The organism is Spirosoma fluviale (genome assembly GCF_900230225.1).
Taxonomy (GTDB): domain Bacteria; phylum Bacteroidota; class Bacteroidia; order Cytophagales; family Spirosomataceae; genus Spirosoma; species Spirosoma fluviale.
In genome coordinates this window covers 153,406-172,969 of sequence record NZ_OCNH01000004.1, presented here as the reverse complement: position 1 = coordinate 172,969, position 19,564 = coordinate 153,406, and the positions used below count along the sequence as shown (strand labels likewise).

At 49.2% G+C, this 19,564-nt stretch carries 15 protein-coding genes; 13 read left to right on the top strand and 2 right to left on the bottom strand.

Translation table 11 applies throughout. The annotated features are described in order from the left end of the window. The first annotated feature begins 221 nt into the window (after positions 1 to 221). From CRO74_RS22000 to CRO74_RS21970, 7 genes are all read left to right on the top strand, one after another. Positions 222 to 1,976 carry a cell division protein ZapB gene (locus tag CRO74_RS22000; RefSeq protein ID WP_317042403.1) on the top strand — a complete coding sequence of 585 codons (1,755 nt, stop codon included), beginning with the start codon at positions 222 to 224 and terminating at the stop codon, positions 1,974 to 1,976. A gap of 73 nt (positions 1,977 to 2,049) precedes the next feature. Beyond that, positions 2,050 to 2,514: a T9SS type A sorting domain-containing protein gene (locus CRO74_RS21995; protein ID WP_245877944.1), complete on the top strand. Its 465-nt coding sequence runs from the start codon at positions 2,050 to 2,052 to the stop codon at positions 2,512 to 2,514. A gap of 178 nt (positions 2,515 to 2,692) precedes the next feature. Continuing rightward, a complete protein-coding gene (locus CRO74_RS21990) occupies positions 2,693 to 4,234 on the top strand; it encodes a capsule assembly Wzi family protein (RefSeq protein WP_097128987.1) in 1,542 nt (513 codons plus the stop codon). 179 nt (positions 4,235 to 4,413) lie between these two features. Beyond that, positions 4,414 to 5,793, top strand: coding sequence for a sugar transferase (locus CRO74_RS21985; RefSeq protein WP_097128985.1), 1,380 nt, complete (start codon positions 4,414 to 4,416; stop codon positions 5,791 to 5,793). Between the two features lie 40 nt (positions 5,794 to 5,833). Next, positions 5,834 to 7,354, top strand: a complete 1,521-nt coding sequence (locus CRO74_RS21980; RefSeq protein WP_097128983.1) for a capsule assembly Wzi family protein — start codon at positions 5,834 to 5,836, stop codon at positions 7,352 to 7,354. 138 nt (positions 7,355 to 7,492) lie between these two features. Continuing rightward, positions 7,493 to 8,740 carry a serine hydrolase domain-containing protein gene (locus CRO74_RS21975; protein ID WP_097128981.1) on the top strand — a complete coding sequence of 416 codons (1,248 nt, stop codon included), beginning with the start codon at positions 7,493 to 7,495 and terminating at the stop codon, positions 8,738 to 8,740. Between the two features lie 70 nt (positions 8,741 to 8,810). Continuing rightward, positions 8,811 to 9,728: an alpha/beta hydrolase gene (locus CRO74_RS21970; RefSeq protein WP_245877943.1), complete on the top strand. Its 918-nt coding sequence runs from the start codon at positions 8,811 to 8,813 to the stop codon at positions 9,726 to 9,728. Positions 9,729 to 10,190: 462 nt separating this feature from the next. On the opposite strand, the gene CRO74_RS21965 is transcribed toward CRO74_RS21970, so the two are convergent. After that, the gene (locus tag CRO74_RS21965) at positions 10,191 to 11,096 is read right to left on the bottom strand and encodes a prohibitin family protein (protein WP_097128979.1); all 906 of its coding nucleotides are present in this window, start codon (positions 11,094 to 11,096) and stop codon (positions 10,191 to 10,193) included. A gap of 313 nt (positions 11,097 to 11,409) precedes the next feature. Further along, a complete protein-coding gene (locus CRO74_RS21960; protein WP_097128977.1) occupies positions 11,410 to 11,865 on the bottom strand; it encodes a DUF1573 domain-containing protein in 456 nt (151 codons plus the stop codon). Between the two features lie 244 nt (positions 11,866 to 12,109). On the opposite strand from CRO74_RS21960, the gene CRO74_RS21955 reads away from it, so the two are divergent. The 6 genes from CRO74_RS21955 to CRO74_RS21930 all read left to right on the top strand — a co-directional run bounded on the left by CRO74_RS21955 (position 12,110) and on the right by CRO74_RS21930 (position 19,555). Then, positions 12,110 to 14,515: an alpha-ketoacid dehydrogenase subunit alpha/beta gene (locus tag CRO74_RS21955; protein WP_097128976.1), complete on the top strand. Its 2,406-nt coding sequence runs from the start codon at positions 12,110 to 12,112 to the stop codon at positions 14,513 to 14,515. A gap of 93 nt (positions 14,516 to 14,608) precedes the next feature. Beyond that, a complete protein-coding gene (locus CRO74_RS21950) occupies positions 14,609 to 16,120 on the top strand; it encodes a 4Fe-4S dicluster domain-containing protein (RefSeq protein ID WP_097128973.1) in 1,512 nt (503 codons plus the stop codon). Positions 16,121 to 16,125: 5 nt separating this feature from the next. After that, positions 16,126 to 16,683: an NADH-quinone oxidoreductase subunit J family protein gene (locus tag CRO74_RS21945; protein ID WP_097128972.1), complete on the top strand. Its 558-nt coding sequence runs from the start codon at positions 16,126 to 16,128 to the stop codon at positions 16,681 to 16,683. Next, on the top strand, positions 16,670 to 16,981 hold the full coding sequence (gene nuoK, locus CRO74_RS21940; protein WP_097128970.1) for an NADH-quinone oxidoreductase subunit NuoK: 312 nt from the start codon (positions 16,670 to 16,672) through the stop codon (positions 16,979 to 16,981). The genes CRO74_RS21945 and nuoK overlap by 14 nt, the downstream gene beginning before the upstream one ends. Continuing rightward, positions 16,978 to 17,586 (top strand): 2OG-Fe(II) oxygenase, encoded by a 609-nt coding sequence (locus CRO74_RS21935; protein WP_097128968.1) that lies wholly within the window; start codon positions 16,978 to 16,980, stop codon positions 17,584 to 17,586. The genes nuoK and CRO74_RS21935 overlap by 4 nt, the downstream gene beginning before the upstream one ends. A 61-nt stretch (positions 17,587 to 17,647) precedes the next feature. Then, on the top strand, positions 17,648 to 19,555 hold the full coding sequence (locus CRO74_RS21930) for an NADH-quinone oxidoreductase subunit 5 family protein (RefSeq protein ID WP_097128966.1): 1,908 nt from the start codon (positions 17,648 to 17,650) through the stop codon (positions 19,553 to 19,555). The last annotated feature ends 9 nt before the right edge of the window (positions 19,556 to 19,564 follow it).

Genomic DNA, 19,564 nt, shown 5'->3' with positions numbered 1-19,564 from the left:
ATGAGCTAATGGTCTGGTGTACAAGGTTATAGATCTATTGAATAAGCTTTTCCCGCGCTTTCTGCTATAAAAAGGTGGAATGACTATGTTTAATCTGACCTTCATGTGACACACAAACTCATTGATTGTGCCTATATTACTTATAGGTATACTTATGTGTGCTAATAATCATCTGTGTGCGGCATCATTATTGTTAGAATTAATTTCAATACATTATCTATTTGATTAAGTTTTGTTTTGTAATTTCTTTGAATAGTAAAATCAAGTTGTACTTAATTGAGATAAATATGAAGAATATTGTACTTTTTTTTGTGTTGCTATTGTTGCCAAAGCTTTCAATGGCACAAATGAACTATGTATCTACGACGCCGTCGTCTGCTACACCTGGTTCTGATAACACTCTTGTAGGTGTAGGAGCTGGTAACCTGAATATGAGTGGAGCTAGTAACTTGTTTATCGGTAGGGGTACAGGTATATTAAATATGGCTGGAACCCAAAACGTTTTTCTTGGCGCTTCAGCAGGTAGTCAAAATTCATCTGGACAAAAAAACTCGTTTGTGGGATTTAGCTCAGGTTATAGTAATGCAACAGGAAATAGCAATACATTTCAGGGAGCTGAAAGTGGGTATTATAATTCTAGTGGGTTTAACAATTCGTTTATTGGTGCTAAATCGGGTTTTTTCAATACCCAAGGTAACAATAACTCATTTTTTGGCTCAGGTGCTGGATATTCCAATACGCAGGGAAATGACAATACCTTTATGGGGGCTGATGCGGGTGGAGGTAATACTACCGGAGTCGGGAATACATTTATCGGTTCATTTTCAGGCTCATCAAATGGTACAGCGGTACAGAATACGTTTTTAGGTGCTAATACAGGTACTGCAAGTACAGGTGTTGGTAACACTTTCCTAGGAGCTGAAGCTGGCAAGAACAACCAGTCTGGTGGCTATAATGTATTTATTGGTTTATCAGCAGGTCTAAATAATACAACAGGTTTAGGTAACTTGTTTTTAGGGCAACAGGCAGGTGTCAATAATAGGACGGGTAATTATAATCTGTTTATGGGTAATGGTTCTGGCAGTAATTTAACTACTGGTCTCGGCAATACGGCTGTTGGTGATGGTTCTAGCTTACTGACTACCAGTGGTGATCGTAATACTAGTATTGGTCAATATGCGGGTATAAGTAATCTTACAGGATCCTATAACGTATTCATTGGTTTTGGAGCTAATGTAAGCAATGGCGCAAGTAACCTTACGAACGCAAGTGCTATTGGAGCCAATGCGCAAGTAGCTATTTCCAACGCACTTATTCTCGGTAGTAATGCCAACGTTGGCATTGGTACATCGGCCCCTGCTGCAAAATTAGAGGTGGTGTCCAGTACTACGGGTACATCCGGATTGCGCTTAACGAACCTTACCAGTGCTGTCAGTACAACGGCCATGACAACCAAGTTTTTGACAGTAAATGCTACGGGCGATGTTATTCTGGCAACGTCTGGAGCCGCCAATGTACGAGCTGCGGCAGAGGTAGAGTCAATGTGGTCATCAGATGGGAAAAATATCCAAAATACGAATGCTGGAGGGGTTATTATCGGACCGGGGGTAGGTCAGACACCAGCCGGTTATCGGTTGTATGTCGCAGATGGCGTGTTGACGGAAAAAGTGAAAGTAGCGGTTAAAAGCTCCAACGACTGGTCGGACCGGGTATTTGAAAAAGGATATCACCTCCGGGGTTTAAATGAGGTAGAGACGTACATCAATCGCGAGAAACACCTGCCCGGCATACCGTCAGCCGAGGAAGTGGTGAAGGAAGGTGTAGATGTCGGCAAAATGCAGGCCAAACTACTTGAGAAGGTTGAAGAGCTTACCTTGTATGTTATTGAATTGAAAAAGCAGAATGAGGCTTTACAACAAAAGAGTACGCGACTGGAGAACCGGGTGAACAAATTACAGGCAAAAGCACGTAAGTAATATGAAAGTGATACTAGTAGTAGTAGGATGCTGTTTATCCTTACTTACGTTTGCCCAAACTATACCTCAATCGATGCGGGTTCTGGTAAGCTACGATAAAGGTGGTCAACATCTGGAACAGGCAGTAGAAACAATAGTTGCCGCTAACACAGTAGGTAAAACCAGTACAGTTGCTTACCAGGCAGGCCGCTCAATAACGTTGCTGCCCGGCTTTCAGGCTAGCCAGGGTAGCTTATTCACTGCTGATATTAAGCCTGTGACCAGCGGAGGTAACGAATTGTCGTTGCAGCTAAAAGCTTACCCAAATCCTTTCGATGAGTCGACAATGATTGATTATTATCTGCCGGCAGATGGGAAGGTAACAATTGTAATTACAGATGCGCAGGGAAAAGTCATTAGTCAGTTGATGAAGGATGAAAATCAGGCGGCAGGAAAACATCAGATTGAATGGAATTCTACGGCCTTAAAGGCTGGGATGTATATACCCGTTATTGAGCATAATCAAAAGAAAGCGGTAGGGAGGCTAGTGAAAAAATAGTTTTCGGCTTAATAAATCATTCAAAAAGAGACCCGTTAGTAGCAAACGGGTCTCTTTTTATGTAGGCTTCATTAGTTTTGTATTTCCGTTCCGGTAAAAAAACAAAGATCACTTCGTAGAAAGAGGCAAGCGCAATGGCCTGTTGTGCCCTTCTTCTTTACCTTATATCAACCGCTCGATGCCTATTTGCGAAAAGTCAAGCTTGTTTTACGTATTCTTTTTATTGACGATTGTTTCTTCTTCTCAGGCACAGCCGATCCGTAAGCCTACACGATACTCTGCCGAACTTGGTACGTATCTTTCTTCATCGACAGAAACGCCGTTCTGGTTACGAGCCAACCAATATGGTATTGTTCCCAATCAATCCCCTTCGGCAACGTTCCGGATGGGCCTTTACAGCGATTATGACGCAACAAGGCAAAGTACGGGCCAATGGCGTAAATCGAAGTACGACGTTGGATATGGCCTGAATGTTGTGGCAAATGCCAACCCAAACCAATTGCCGTATGAACGAAACGTATTGCTGCCCGAAGCCTACGTAAAAGTTAGACGGGGAATATGGGAAATCTACGCTGGGCGAAGACGTGAAAAGTTTGGGCTTGCCGATTCAACGTTATCGACGGGATCTTATGCCTGGTCGGGCAATGCCATGCCTGTGCCTAAAATTCAACTTTCTATTCCAACATTTGTACCAATTGGCTTTACAAAAGGATGGGTAGCTGTGCAGGGGACATTTGCACACGGCTATATGGATGGCAATGGGTACATCAAGAATGCCATGCTCCATCAGAAATCGCTGTATTTGCGTTTCGGCCGGGTGCAGGATGTGGTGCGTGTTTACGGGGGAATAAATCATCAGGCGGTGTGGGGTGGTAAAATTGCTGACCCCGCCAATATTCCGTCCAGTATTCAACATGATGGTAAATTGCCTGCGGGTTTTCGGAATTATCTATATGTTATATCAACCCTATACCCCCGGCAAACAGACACGAGTCAATACAATTACTTTGACTTAACCAACCGGGTGGGTAACCATCTTGGAACGGTGGATATGGCCGTTGAGTTTGATCTGGTGCGACATACCGTGTATTTTTACCGTCAGAATATATATGAGGATGGTTCCCTGTTTTACCTGATAAATATTGCCGATGGGCTCAATGGCCTGCGTATTCGCCGAAATAATGCAAAGGCAATTGTGCGCGATATTCTATTTGAGTTTTTAAATACGACCAGCCAGGGCGGACCGGAGTTCATTATTGATGACCCAAACAAAAGGGGTAAAGATGACTATTTTAATCATCAGCAGTTTCGTGATGGATGGGCCTATCGCCAGCATACACTAGGTACCCCTTTTATTCCGCCCGCATTGGGGCCGCAGGACCAGTACCCAACGGGTACGTTTACGGCCAATAACCGGGTATATGTGTTTCATACCGGAATCGCCGGAAGCTTCCCTTCGCACGGACGGGCGTTGTCCGGACCGCTGTCGTATCAGCTCAAGCTGTCGTTCAGCCGAAACCTGGGAACGTATAATAATCCTTTTCAAACCGTACGGGATCAGTTTTCGGGCTATGCCAGTGTGGCGGCACCTTTGTCTATTCTGGGAGGGGTACAGCTTTCGGCCAGCGTTGCAACCGACGCCGGAAGCCTGTATCAAAATAGTGTTGGAACTTACATCAGTTTACGAAAGGTATGGCAAAACAGACAGCCTGCCAATTGAGCTTAAAGTAAGTAATGGCATTTTGGATTTTTTTAAGCTGGCATTTCGCGCTAATTTGCGGTCCGGTTGGTGAACCGTAAGATAATATTCGCGTCAACACATCAACTGTATGCTTTAATTTAGCGTAGATAGTCAAAAAAGCCTTTGGGCAAAAAGAGTTGAGAGTAAATTTAGTAAGTATGAGGCACCGGTATTCCATACTATTTTTTCCGCTTCATGTAATCGTTGATTTCCTGAGCCTGAATGCAGCCTTTGTTGGGGCATACATTCTTAAATTCCAGGCCGTCGAACCGGTTGCAGAGCCCCCCTATGCGTCTCTTTGGGCAATATTTAATTTAGTGTGGTTTATTGAAATACTAATTCTCAAGCCTTATATCTTTCCCCGTCAACTCTTTAAAGCAGACCATCTAATAAAAAAATTATTAATTCTGATGGCTATTCACATGGCTGTCATTTCTATTTACTGGGTAGCAGTAAAGGGCTACTATTTTTCGCGCGAGCATCTACTCATTACCTACCTCTTATTTACCGGTCTGGCCGTGGTGTTTCGGTTGGGGGGATTGGTTTTTTTGAAAGAATACCGGGCCAGAGGGTATAATAATCGTCGGTACGTAATTGTTGGTTATGGAAAGTTAGCCGTATCCATCCAACGATTTTACGAGGCTCATCCCGAGATGGGATTTCGTTTCCATGGTTATTTTGATGAGCCATCAATCGAAAATAAGCATTTAATCAGGGGAAGTTATGACGACTTACCCGCACATATTCAGTTGGAAGGGATTGATTGTGTATACTGCTGCATGCCCTACATTGATAATAATCGGTTAAAAACGATTGTTGAAGAAGCTGAGTCGGTCGATTACCAGGTAAAGTTACTGGTCGACTTTCGGGGATTTATGGCGCGCGGTGCATCTGTCGAATACCATGATTTCCTGCCGGTACTCAATGTGTCCTCGCAGATGCTGGCCAATTTTCAGGTAAATACGCTCAAGAGGTTATTTGATATTCTGTTCTCTCTGGCTGCGCTGGGATTAGGCATGCCCATGCTACTCATTTTGGCAGCCATAACCAAGCTTACATCGTCCGGCCCGATTTTTTATGCCCAGGAGCGTATTGGGCAGGGCGGTAAACCATTTAAGATTTTTAAGTTCCGAAGTATGTATGTCGATTCGGAACGGTCGGGACCGGTGCTGTCGGGTGGTTTGCTCGATGACCGCATTACGCCCTGGGGGCGGTTTATGCGCAAGACCCGGCTCGATGAAATGCCCCAGTTTTACAATGTTCTGATTGGGGACATGTCTGTGGTAGGTCCCCGACCGGAACGCCAGTACTTTATTGATCAGATTGTCGAAATCGCCCCTGAATACCGGTCTTTACTAAAAGTGAAGCCGGGGATTACGTCTATTGGGCAGATAAAATACGGCTATGCGGCCAATATTGATGAAATGGTACAACGATTACGATACGATCTGCTGTATCCACGACGTCGCTCTTTTCTGTTCGACATGTGGATCATCGCCCAAACACTTCGGGTAATGGCCCAGGGCCGTGGTAAGTAATGGCTAGTGTTTGACCAGGAGTATAACCGGCCTGTTTTCTATGAGATTTTTCTTGGTATGGATTGCGTATGGAGCATTTGTTTGCTTTGGAAGTGAGTTAGTCTATGGACAACGTATTAATCAGTACCAGCTCGAAGTAGGTGGACTAGGTTCGTCCGATCAGACACCCTTCTGGTTGCGTGCCAATCAGTATGGTACAGTTCCATTAACGAACCCGGCTCTACGACTCAATGCTGGCATTCAGGCTGGGTACCGCCCCGCTGATAGTACGGGCCATCGGCCAAAAGTCGATTGGGGGTATGGAATCAATGTAGTCGGCAACTTAGGTTCGACAAGCCAGTTTCTTCTTCCCGAAGCGTACATTAAAGGGCGTATTGGAGCATTTGAACTCTACGCAGGTCGACGCAAAGAAATTATTGGCCTTGTCGATACGCTGCTGACGAGTGGGTCATACATCTGGTCGGGTAATGCGCTGCCTTTCCCAAAAATCCAACTGGCTATTCCCGTTTTTACTCCTATTCCCCTCACTGGAGGAGTCATTTCGGTTATGGGTACTTTCTCGCATGGCTGGTTCGAAAATGGCGATCGACTAGTAAAGGATTCTTACCTCCATCAATCTTCGTTTTATGGCCGTTTGGGTAAGCCGTCCTGGCGGGTTCGTTTGTATGGTGGCTTCAATCACCAGGTCATGTGGGCAGGCCATTCGGATTACCTGGACCCTACTGTAGCCACAAACGGCAAACTTCCCTCGAATATCAAGTACTTTCCGGCGGTCGTATTAGGCACCCGAAATCCATATCCTGACGATAAGGCCATCCAGACAATCAGTCATTTTGAAGAAAATCGGATTGGTAATCATTTGGGTTCTGTCGACTTTGCTGTTGAAGTAAATCTGAACCGCTGGAATTTGTTTGCCTATCGTCAATTCATGTACGATGATGGCTCCCTGTTTTATGGTACCAATCTGGACGATGGGCTGAACGGCTTACGCATTCGAAATAAAGATCAGCCGACGGGGGCTGCTCTTTTCGTAAGGCAAATTACTCTTGAATACATGTTTACCGGCAGTCAGGGTGGTGATTTGTTCATTCTTGAAAATCCGCAAAAACGGGGACGGGACGATTATTTCACCAACAGCCAGTACCAGGATGGCTGGACGTATTTCGGCCGTACAATTGGCACCCCGTTTATTACACCCCTAAGTGAGGTACGGCCCTCGTTACCGTCCCGCTTCGGTATTGCCAACAACCGGGTGAGTCTTTTTCACCTTGGGTTGAGTGCGTTGGTGCTGAATAAAGTGGATATCACTACCCGGTTGTCTTTCAGTCGAAATGCGGGCTCTTATCCAATACCTTATTTGACGATTCCGGCTCAGTTTTCCGGTTTACTTACCGCGTCCGTCCCTACGAATCTATTGGGAGGAACCACCCTGAATGGGTCAGTCGCAGTTGATACGGGTGAGTTATTGCCCAATAGTGTAGGGGCATATATAGCCATACGAAAGACGGGGTTGCTTGGTGGGAGTCGGCGGGCATCCGTCTCGCCCCGTAGAGCCTACTGATGGGCATTTGGTGTTTAAATGGACTGGTCGTAAACTTTCAGGCAATTTTAATCTACCGCTGAAAACGGTATAGCCGCAACGACTATTTTTGTCAGAACTTGAATTGTATAGTATAGTAGCGTAAACATGTGGGTTTGGATGGTGCGGATAAATAAATTTTTAAATTGGTTTAGCATTGTTGTCTTAGTTGGATTAGGGGTGTCCTGTGGGCAAAACCAAACTAATCTTAAGCAGTCAGCACGGGCGTTGCGGAATTGTGCCGATGAGCAAATTCTCACAGAAGCCCAACAGACGGCCATTCGACAGCAAATTAATGCCGATGAAAAGTCCCGTCAGATTGCTGAAATTTTCCGGCAGAAAGTACGGGGTGGCCTGAACGGGAATGTATTGGTGGCGCAAAAGGGCATGGTTCTCTATAAGAATTGCTTTGGTCTGGGCCATTTTGAACGAAGCCAGCGCGATACACTGGTCGAAGATTCCAAATTCCAGCTGGCATCGCTGTCAAAGACGTTTACGGCCGTTGGTACGCTAAAGCTGATCGAAGCCGGAAAGCTTACGTTTGAGGATACTATCCAGAAATTTTACCCCGATTTTCCGTATCACGGCATTTCCATTCGCGAACTGCTCAGCCACCGCAGTGGTCTGCCCAACTACCAGTACGCCTTCGACGACAGCATGAAGGTGAATTTCTACAAAAAAGAAAAACCTTATCCGACCAACGCAACGATTATGCACTGGTTTGCTACGGTTAAGCCAACTCCCAGGCCCTATAACATTCCCGGTCGAGGGTTTAGCTACAGCAATACCAACTACATGGTGCTGGCTTCCATTATCGAGAAGGTGACCGGTCAAACCTACGAGACCTTTATTCACAAGAACATATTCGAGCCACTGGGTATGCACCAGACGTTCGTGGCCACGACAAAAAACGACTCCATCAACCACCATCGAACGGCCGGTTATCAATGGAATCGGCGTATTCCCAAAGACTATTACGACGATGTTGTGGGCGACAAAGGAATTTATTCAACCACGGGCGACTTGTTCCGCTGGTACCGGGCATTGAACGCCGATTGCCTGTTACCCAAAAAGATGCTCGCCGAAGCGTTTATTCCCCGAAGTTTCGAACGGAAAGGGGCAAAGAATTACGGATATGGTTTCCGAATGATGCTGAATGATACCAAGCAGCCGGAGTATATTTATCATTCGGGCTGGTGGAAGGGTTACAATACCATGTTCTGGTTCAGCCCAAAAGATGAGTATGTAATTATTATTCTGGGTAATCGGTACAATACAACCGTATACCGGGTCAAAGAACTGATCGATGTCCTTCACGGCGGAGCCAACAGCAAGGTTTCGTCCGAAGAGAGCGAGGTAGAAATATGAGTAGAGCCGACCTAACGGTCGGCTTTTTGCGATTTATGTCTAACCCGGCTCTGGGAGCCATACCATTTTTATGCGTTTCGTACTGCTTTGTATGCTTTCGGCCACTCTACTACCCCAGCTTGTCCTGTCGCAGGATATTGTCAAACTTTGGCCCGACGGTGCCATTCCCAATGCCATAGCTGGTGCACAGCTAACCGAAAAATCAGAAACGGACGCCAATGGTATTCTCCGGATCAGTAATGTCTCGGTGCCTACATTAACGGTTTTTCTGCCACCCAAAGAGAAAGCGACCGGCGCAGCCGTCATGATTTGTCCCGGCGGTGGGTACGGAATCCTGGCAGCCAGTCATGAAGGATCAGACATTGCCAAATGGTTCAATGAAATGGGCGTTGCGGCCTTCGTACTGAAATACCGGCTTCCCAATCCGGCTATTATGACCAACCAGCAGGAGGTTCCTTTGCTCGACGCTATGCAGGGAATGACACTGATTCGGCAGAATGCATCGAAGTATAATATCGACCTGAATAAGATTGGGGTTATGGGTTTTTCGGCGGGCGGGCATTTGGCGTCTACGCTCGCCACCCATTACGACAAGGGACCTAAAGCCAGCAAACAGGCAAAGCCGAATTTCGCGATTCTGTTGTACCCGGTCATCACATTTGGCGAGAAAGCACACGCAGGTTCCCGCAATAACCTGTTAGGAAAGGCCTCGTCGCCCGAACTGATCGCCTATTACTCCAACGAGCTACAGGTGAGCAGCAAAACGCCCCCAACGTTTCTGGTTCATGCGGAAGATGATAAAGCCGTTCCTGTTGAAAACAGTATTAACTTTTACCTGGCCTGCCTGAAAAACGGCGTTCCGGCCGAAATGCATTTGTACCCAACCGGTGGTCATGGCTTTGGCATGCGCACGGCAAAATTCGGCTCACTCAATATGTGGCCCGACGCCTGCAAAGCCTGGCTGATGAATCTGGGTAGTGCGAAATAAAAAAATCAACCACAGAGCGGTACACGTTGTGTCGCAACGGCGCACCGCTCTGTGGTTGAAAAAAAATTGTTTAACGTGAATAACGGTATATTTTGTTTGGTCATCAGGCTATCAACTACCTGTTCGGTGGCTGGTGTCAGGTCAAATCGAGTGTATACATCTTTGGCCTGGGCCAAGTAGCCCTCTATAAGGGCGGCCTGTCAATAGTTAATCGAGCTTCGGCCTTAGCTGAAGCGCCGTAGGTGCGACCTGCTCTTGTTCATGGAGGGTCGCACCTACGGCGCTTTATGGAAATTTACCCTTACTTTTCTATTGACAGGTCGCCCCTAACAGGGCTTTTTGGTGAGAAAGAAGAAGTGTAGGCATTATGGGGTTATAGTTTCCACACCACACTTAACCCTGTTATTTACTTACATAGAGGGTAAATTCTGCCAAAGGCGATAGTAACAGAAAGTCCTGTTCTTACTTCTCATTAAGAATCAGCGGGACATTTCCTCGTCCGCCCATGATGACGATCTTGGCGTTTGGCGATGCCGCCAGTTCCCGTTGTGCTTTGATCTGCTCGTACTGCAATTGCTTGTCGCTTAGACCCGTAGACAGAATCTTTTGGTAGTCGGCAATGCCCTGGGCTTCTACCCGTTTCCGCTCAGCTTCCTGTTTTTCTTTTTGCAGGACGAATTGCATTTTCTGAGCGTCCTGTTCGGCATTGATTTTCGACTCGATAGATTTCTTGACAGATGCGGGCAGGTCAATATTTCGAATCAGCAATTGCTCCAGCATAAGCCCTCGTTTCTGAAAATCGGCTTCAATCGTCTTATAAATACGAGCCTGAAATTCATCGCGCCGGGTTGAGTATAGAGCAACCGCATCGTAATAAACAGCGTTGTCGCGAATACGGGTACGGGTAATGGGACGGACAACCTTGTCGGTATAATCTGTACCAATTTGACTGTAAATTTTTGGCGCATCGGCGGCTACTACTCTATACAATACGGTTAGATCAATAACCACTTCCAGGCCATCGGCTGTGAGTACACGAATGGCGTCATCGCCCTCTTTCTGACCCTCGCCATGTGAAGCCGACATAGTATAATTCTGTGTCTGTAAATTAAATTCTGTTATTGTTGCCAGCGGGTTCACGAAGTTCAGGCCAGAACTCAGCGTTCGGTCGCTTACATTACCAAAGAGCGAGATAACACCTACCTGCCCGGCGTCAATTTGGCGTATACTCGATGTAAGAAAGCCAAGTACCATTAAAATAACGCCAACTACTTTGGCGGGTCTTGAATAGCGTGAAAATGTTAATGCAGGGGTATTGATCGCAAATCCGGCGATGAGCACCAGAATGCCAAGGGTGATAAAAAACATAGCTTTAGGGTAAGACAAGGCGACGATCTGCGAAAAGAGCAGAAGAGTGGCCGGGTGAAGAGATTGTAAAAAAATACGGTGTAATTGGAGGGGCAACCTACCGGCGCTGTGGCGGAGTCATATACAGTTTGGAGTCTTAAGACGAGCCAAACGTAGGTGATAATCAGCTTGTAAAAAAGTAAAGCGGGAAGAACGGGCGGGGGATATGCCAGTCGGTTGAGAGGCAGGATGACCAATAATCAGGGACACAAAAAAAGGCATCCGGTAGACTACCAGATGCCTTTCTTAACCACACTATTAACCCTTCAGTAGATTAGCGTGAAGTTTTCGTACTTTTCTTCTTGTCTTTAGCCGCAGGTGCAGGAGCCGGTGTGGCTGCTGTTTCAGCTGCAGCGCCAGCCGCTACAACTTCGCCTTTCAGGTACAGCACCGCTTGGCCTGCTTCAGCGTTGCTTGTTACCGTTACCGATTTGTTGAATGGACCGGCAGCAGCAGCATTGTAGGTTGCGGAAATCGATCCCGTTTTGCCCGGCATGATTGGCTCACGTGAGAAACTTGGTTTCGTGCAACCGCAGGAAGCTTGAGCGTCGTTAATAACGACTGGGTCGGTACCTGTGTTTTTGAACTCAAATACGTGCGTAACCGGCTTACCTTGCTCAACTTTGCCGAAATCGTGGGTTTCTTTCGCAAATTTCAGAACCCCTTTCTGGGCGTAGCTAACTGCGACAAACACAAACAAAGCTACGAAAAGTGAAAAAATCTTTTTCATTGGACTAGACGGAATTATGGTTTGGTTTTAAAATACTAAGCCTTATAATCAGCACCTATAGCAAACTGTTTGCCAAACACGCTGTTGATTTCATTCGGTCAACAAATAAACTCAAAAAATCGTTTTTTTGAAAGCTGACTTGTTTTGCCTTACTTTTACTTTCACTTGGTAACTGGCTTATTTTTCAGGCCAGCTACTTCATCGATAAATTGATTGTTAGACGATTTCAATCCGTAGCTCTGTTGTGATAGCAAACGAACAACTCCGCTCGACTGATATTATAAGTCGCGAAAAAATCCTGTCAGATTACCTATTGGCTTGCGAAAGCCGACAGGTGAGCTTGTTGGGTCGGCGTGATGTGATGGGAGGAAGGGCTAAATTCGGCATATTTGGCGATGGGAAAGAGCTGGCACAATTGGCAGTGGCTAGTGCTTTTAATCGGGGCGATTTTCGTTCCGGCTATTACCGGGACCAAACGTTCGTGGCCGCTTTGGGAGAGCTACGCTGGACGGAGTTTTTTGCGCAACTCTATGCCCACACCGATCTGGAGGCCGAGCCCAATACCGCAGGCCGGTCAATGAATGGACACTTCGCTACCCGCTGGCTCGATGAACAGGGGTTGTGGCGGAACCAAACCGAACTCTATAATTCTGTCTGTGATATTGCACCAACAGCCGGGCAGGTGCCCCGCTCGCTTGGGCTGGCCTATGCCTCCAAACTTTTTCGTAATAATCCTGAACTAGGCGACCTGACTACTTTTTCGCACAATGGTAACGAAATCGTTTTCTCGACCATTGGCGATGCATCTACCTCCCAGGGAATGTTCTGGGAAGCCATGAATGCCGCTGGTGTGTTGCAGGTGCCGCTCCTGATGTCTGTATGGGACGATGGTTACGGTATATCTGTACCGGTTGAATACCAGACAATTAAGGGGAGTATTTCAAAAGCTCTGGCTGGTTTTCAGCGCGACAGCGATGATAAAGGCATGGAGATATTCACCGTAAAAGGGTGGGATTATCCGGCATTGCTGGAAACCTACCAGCAGGCCGCTCATATTTGCCGGACAGAGCATGTTCCCGTACTGGTTCATGTACAGGAACTTACCCAGCCACAGGGCCACTCGACCTCGGGCTCGCATGAACGGTATAAATCGAAGCAGCGCCTTGCCTGGGAAGCAGAACATGACTGCAACGTACTGTTCCGGCGGTGGATTCTGGAAAATGGGTATGCTACCAGCGAAGAACTCGAAGCCATTGAAGCGGAAGCCAAACAAACCGCCAAAAAAGCACGGATTGATGCCTGGGATGCGTATCAGGCATCTATGAAAGGGGACTTTACGGAAGCCCTCGATCTGCTTCAGCTAACGGCCCGCCACCACCCGAAAGCGGCCGAATTAATGGCGATTCGGGAAGAACTTCGGAAAACCTTCTCGCCCGTACGTCGGGATGCGGTGTCGGCCATTCGAAAAGCACTTCGCCTGTTACGGGCCGATACCGGTGCTGGGCGGCAACGCCTGAAAGCCTGGCTCGACCGGACAAATACCGAAAACGCCGATCGGTTTAGCTCTCACCTTTACAGCCAGTCGCCCGATTCGCCAATGCTGGTACAGGCCGTCCCTGCGCAGTATGACGAGGAAGGTACCGTACTCGACGGGTATCAGTTGCTTCAGCATTATTTCGACGGCTTGTTCAGCCGCGACCCGCGCGTTGTGGCGCTGGGTGAAGATGTTGGCCACATTGGCGATGTGAATCAGGGTTTTGCGGGCTTGCAGGAAAAGTTCGGCGAGATACGCATTACCGATACGGGCATTCGCGAGACTACCATTATCGGGCAGGGAATCGGCATGGCTATGCGCGGACTTCGGCCCATTGTTGAAATTCAGTATTTCGACTACGTTTATTATACGCTGGCTACCCTGACGGACGATCTGGCTACGCTGCAATACCGGACCAAAGGCGGGCAGAAAGCACCCCTTATTGTTCGGACGCGCGGCCACCGGCTGGAAGGCATCTGGCATTCGGGCTCGCCTATGGGCACGATGCTGAGTAGTTTGCGCGGCCTTCATGTGCTGGTACCCCGCAACATGACGCAGGCCGTTGGCTTTTACAACACCCTCATGAAAGGCGATGACCCCGCCCTGCTGATCGAGTCTCTGAACGGATACCGCCTGAAAGAGCAATTACCCACGAATCTGGATGAGTTCTGTGTGCCGCTGGGCGTACCGGAGGTATTACAGTCTGGTTCCGACGTGACGGTGGTTACCTATGGCTCCATGTGCCGGATTGTGCTGGAAGCCGCCGGACAACTGGCCGCTTTAGGTATCAGCGTGGAGGTGATCGACGTGCAAACCTTGTTGCCATTCGACGTGAATCACCAGATTGTCAAGTCAATTAAGAAAACAAACCGGGTTTTGTTCGCCGATGAAGACGTGCCCGGTGGCGCATCGGCCTACATGATGCAGCAGGTGATCGAAAGCCAGAATGCTTACCGCTACCTGGATTCGGCTCCGATGACCTTATCGGCCAAAGCCCACCGGCCTCCTTATGGCTCCGATGGAGATTATTTCTCTAAGCCAAACGTTGATGATGTAATCGAAACCGTTTACGCCATCATGAGCGAAGCCGAGCCAGAGCGGTTTCCAACCATTTAATTTTGAATGAGCGAATGATAGAATGAATGAATAACCCAAGTCAGGTTAACCTATTCACTCATTCTATCATTCGCTCATTCTATCATTGAGAAAATGTCATACTTCAAGGACATACAGTCGGGTATCCGGACAACGCTGAAGGGGCTGAGCCTGACGTTGAGGCACCTTCGGAACGCCACGAAACGACGAACGGCCGAAGGAATAGCCAGCGATTCGTACTTCGATTTGCAGAATGGCCTAGTTACGCTTCAGTATCCGTACGAACAATTGCCTATTCCCGACAACGGTCGCTACCGGCTTCGGAATGAAATTGAGGATTGCATCGTCTGCGATAAATGCGCCAAAGTCTGCCCCGTTGACTGCATTACCATTGATGCCATAAAAGCTACGGAAGAGGTTGGTCGGGCTTCCGATGGATCGCCGATACGCCTGTATGCGGCAAAATTTGACATTGATATGGCCAAGTGCTGCTATTGCGGCCTGTGTACGGTGGTATGCCCCACCGAGTGCCTGACAATGGACAAGAAATTCGATTACAGTGAATTCGAACTCGGTAAGCTGACCTATAATTTCTCGAACCTAACCCCCGAGCAGGCAGATGAAAAACGGACCTTGTACGAGCAGTTTCTTCGGGAGAAAGACGAGGCCAGGGCCGCTCAGGTAGCCGCCAAAGCCGCAGCCACTCCGGAAGCGGGCGCGAGTGCTCCGGCACCCAAACGGCCGGTATTCAAGCCAACGGCTAAACCCGCTGCTCCGCCAGCCGAACCGCATGAACCGGCTAATTCCGAAGGGTCATCCATTGAACATCCGCTCACCGATGCTACGCCGGATGAAATGCAGCAAATTGCCCAGGGTGGACTTGAAGCTGCGAAACGCCCTGTGTTCCGGCCTACCAAAAAGCCTGAGGTAAGCGTAACTGACGTGCCTGCCAACGACCTGCCCGCATCGCAGCCCACACTTGCCGATGTGCCGGAAACGCCGAAGCCCGCTGCCAAGCCGCCCGGTTTCCGGCCAACGATGAAGCCGCCCGTTACCAAACCGGCCGAGCCACTAGCGGAGCTTCAGCCAGAAGCTCCTGCACCGGCCGAAGCGCCCAAACCCAAACCGGCTTTCCGGCCAACGATGAAACCACCGGTTGCGAAAGCTGCCGAGCCGCAAGAAGACGTTCAGCCGGAGGCTGCTGCACCAGCGGTCGAAGCGCCGAAAAAGCCAGCTTTCCGGCCGACAATGAAACCGCCTACGGTTGCTAAAACGGAGCCGGATGCGCCACAGGCTCCTTCGCCCGAGCCCGAAGTCCCGAAGGCGAAACCGGCTTTCAAACCAACGATGAAGCCGCCTAAACCCGCCGAACCGGAATCATCGTCACCGGCAGAAACACCGAAACCGAAACCGGCCTTTCGACCAACGATGAAACCTGCGGTTGTTCCGCAGCCCCCCGTGGAGGAAAGTCCGGCCCCGTTACCAGCACCTGAACTAAAGGCGGAGGAGCCGACGATACCGGATAGCGAACCAGTCAAGCCGAAGCCAGCCGCCTTTCGACCAACGATGAAGCCCCGGCCCAAAGCCGACGACGCATCGGATACTCCTTCTCAATCAGACCAATAAAACCAGTGGTTCAACTTGCCTTTTATTTTTTTGCTGCGTTGACATTAGGCGGTGCGTTGGCTGTTTTGCTGACGCGAAATGTGCTTTACGCGGCTTTTTTTCTATTGCTCACGCTCTTTGGTGTGGCCGGGTTGTTCGTTTTGGCCAGTGCCGATTTTCTGGCCATCGCGCAGATCATGATTTATGTTGGGGGCGTATTGGTGCTGGTAATTTTTGGCGTCATGCTTACGCACAAACCGGAACGTCCGGCGGATACGAACAGCCAGCAGCCTAACCGCATCATATCGGCGAGCCGATTTGCGAAGGGAGCCGGGTGGATTATTCCCGTTCTGGTTGTGGGGGCTTTGTTTGTTGCGTTACAAACGTTGCTGGCCCGGGCGAACTTCAGCCTGCTCGATCAACCGGCTGGCTGGCAGAATACGACACCCGTTATTGGTAAACAGCTCATGACAGAGTACGTCGTTCCCTTCGAGATTGCCGGAATTTTACTGCTGGCGTCTCTCGTTGGCGCTACATACCTGGCTGCTTCTCACACTAAACCCTCCCGACATGCAACCCGTTAACAGCCATCTGTTTTTACTGGTCGGGGCTGGTCTTTTCAGCATTGGGCTGGCCGTGGTGCTGCTTAAACGCCATGCTATCGTGGTGCTGATGGGTATCGAACTGATGCTCAATGCCGTTAATATCAACCTCGTTGCGTTCAGTCAATACGACCCTAACCGCTTGCAGGGGCAGATGTTGAGCTTATTCGTCATGGTCGTGGCCGCTGCTGAGTCGGCCGTTGCGCTGGCCATTGTGATGCAGGTTTATCGCCATTTCCGCACGGCGCAGTTGGATGAATTGAACGAACTGAAGCAGTGAACGATTTATTTGAGCCGATTATCGACGGTATTCTCAACGAAGGCTACGGCCTGATCGACAACTTTCTGACGACCGACGAAGTAGCCGCCCTGGCTTCCCGACTCCGTCAACGGCGCGAAGCGGGGCAATTTAAAGTGGCTGGTATCGGCAATCAGCAGGTAACTATTGAACAGACCATTCGGGGTGACGAAATACTGTGGCTGGATGAGGCCAGCGCTACCGCCGATGAAGCCGTTTTCCTGCAACGGATTGGCTCATTTGTGGATTATGTTAATCAAACATGTTACCTCGGCCTGCGGGATTACGAATTTCACTATGCGCTCTATCCGCCCGGCACGTTCTACAAACGCCATCTGGACCAGTTTCGCAGCGATTCCCGCCGGAAGCTATCCGTCATCTGCTACCTCAATACCGACTGGCAGGAGACCGATGGCGGGCAACTGGCGCTTTATCTGCCCGACGCAGAAAACAACGCCGAGCGTCAGGTTACAGTCGCACCGATTGGGGGGCGGCTGGTGTGTTTCGAGAGCGCCCGGCTTGAACACGAGGTACTGCCCGCCATCCGCGAACGCCTGAGCGTGACGGGCTGGTTAAAAACGAATTAGTAGACGTTTGTTTCCATAGAGCAGAATCGGGATATTTGCGGCCAATTCTGACGAACGACGAATGCCCGCCAACCCCTTCCAACTGCCTCACCTCTTAACGGCTATTATACTTCTGTTACCCTTTGCCGGGTTTCTGGTGTTGACAATGGCTAGTCGCCGGGTGGCGCAGCTCATCGCGGTTTTACTGACGGGGACGGGCCTGATGCTGTCTGTTTTACTAGCCCTGAACCTGCCCGAACAGGCGGTTGTGCTCCAAAGTGATTGGGCCGTTCTGTCCGGTGTTTCCTTCCCGGTTACGTTTCGGGCTGATGCGCTGGCGGTGTTGATGCTTCTGCTGGTGCACTTCGTCGCGTTGCTGGTACAAGTTTACTCCATTTCTTACCTGCACGATGAACCGAAGCTGCGTCGTTATTTCTCGTACTTACAGGTGTTTGTAGGCGCTATGCTGGGAATCATCCTCGCCGGAAATTTGCTGGTCATGTATGGCTTCTGGGAACTGGTAGGTCTGGCCTCTTACTTGCTCATCGGGTTTTACGCCGAACGCCCTGCCGCGTCTCAGGCTGCCAAGAAGGCGTTTCTGATGAACCGCGTGGGGGATATTGGTTTCCTGATTGGTATTTTCCTGACCTATTATTACTTCGACACGCTTGATTTTACGATTCTGGCCGACAAAGGGGCAGATAGTATTACGCCCACCATCCTTGGTCTTTGCTTATTTATGGGCTGCGTCGGTAAATCAGCGCAGTTTCCGCTGCTGACCTGGCTTCCCGATGCCATGGAAGGCCCCACACCGGTATCGGCCTTGCTTCATGCGGCCACGATGGTCGCTGCGGGTATCTTCCTGCTGGCGCGTGTTCACCCGCTGCTGTCGCCCGATGCGCTGGTTGTTATTACCGTTGTTGGTACCATAACCACACTCTGGGGAGGGTATTCGGCTGTTTTTCAAACCGACATCAAGAAAGTACTTGCCTTTTCAACGGTATCACAATTGGGGCTTATGGTGGTGGGGATGGGAACGGGGAATGTTACCGGGGCCATGTTCCATTTGCTGACCCACGCCTTTTTCAAAGCAGGTTTGTTCCTTAGTGCGGGGGCTATCATTCATGCCGTTCACAGCCAGGATATGCGGCAAATGGGCGGCTTGCGTAAGGTATTGCCAACAACATTTATTGCCTATACAATTTGTGCCGCAGCCTTATCCGGTTTACCATTTTTATCCGGCTTTCTTTCGAAAGAAGCCATTTTGGGCGGAGCGTTTGGCTGGGCCGAAGCGCAGGGTTCCGGTTTGGCCCTGAGTATACCCGTACTGGTACTGCTCTCCTCGGGTCTGACGGCTTTTTATATGGCCCGGCAATGGCGGCTGGTATTCTTTGGCACGTACCGAAGCGAAACAACGCTCTTGTCAGCAGCCCATGAACCCGGCTGGCTGATGCGTGGTCCAGTGGTGATCCTGGCGGTTTTGTCATTATGGGTCTGGTTCTCCATAAATCCATTATCCGGCTCAGGTGGCTGGTTTTTCCGGCTACTACCCCTGGCCGATGAACCTCATTTTTGGTGGCTGGCTCCCGTCTCTATTGCCCTCGTTTTACTGGGTGGATGGGCTGGCTTTCGATTACAGGAACCCAATGCAGATCGCTCTTACGTACAGCTTTCGGTTAATTACGGTTTTCTGGATCTCTTTTACGACCGACTCGCTATCCGGCCAACGGTTCGGCTGGCAACATTCCTTAACCGTACCGACCAGCGTGCGATCGACGGGGTTGTCAACGGAGCTGGTGTTGCTACCGTTGTGCTAGCGCATCTGACCAGTTTGCTGGACCGGGTGGGCGTGGATGGCCTGGTGAATGGTGCCGCCTGGCTGGCTGGCCGGTTGGGGCAGTTGACCCGGTCGGTGCAGAATGGTAGGGTGCAGTCGTACATTACGGCGGCTGTAATGGGATTGCTGGTAATACTTTGGTGGTTGCTTTAATATTACAGA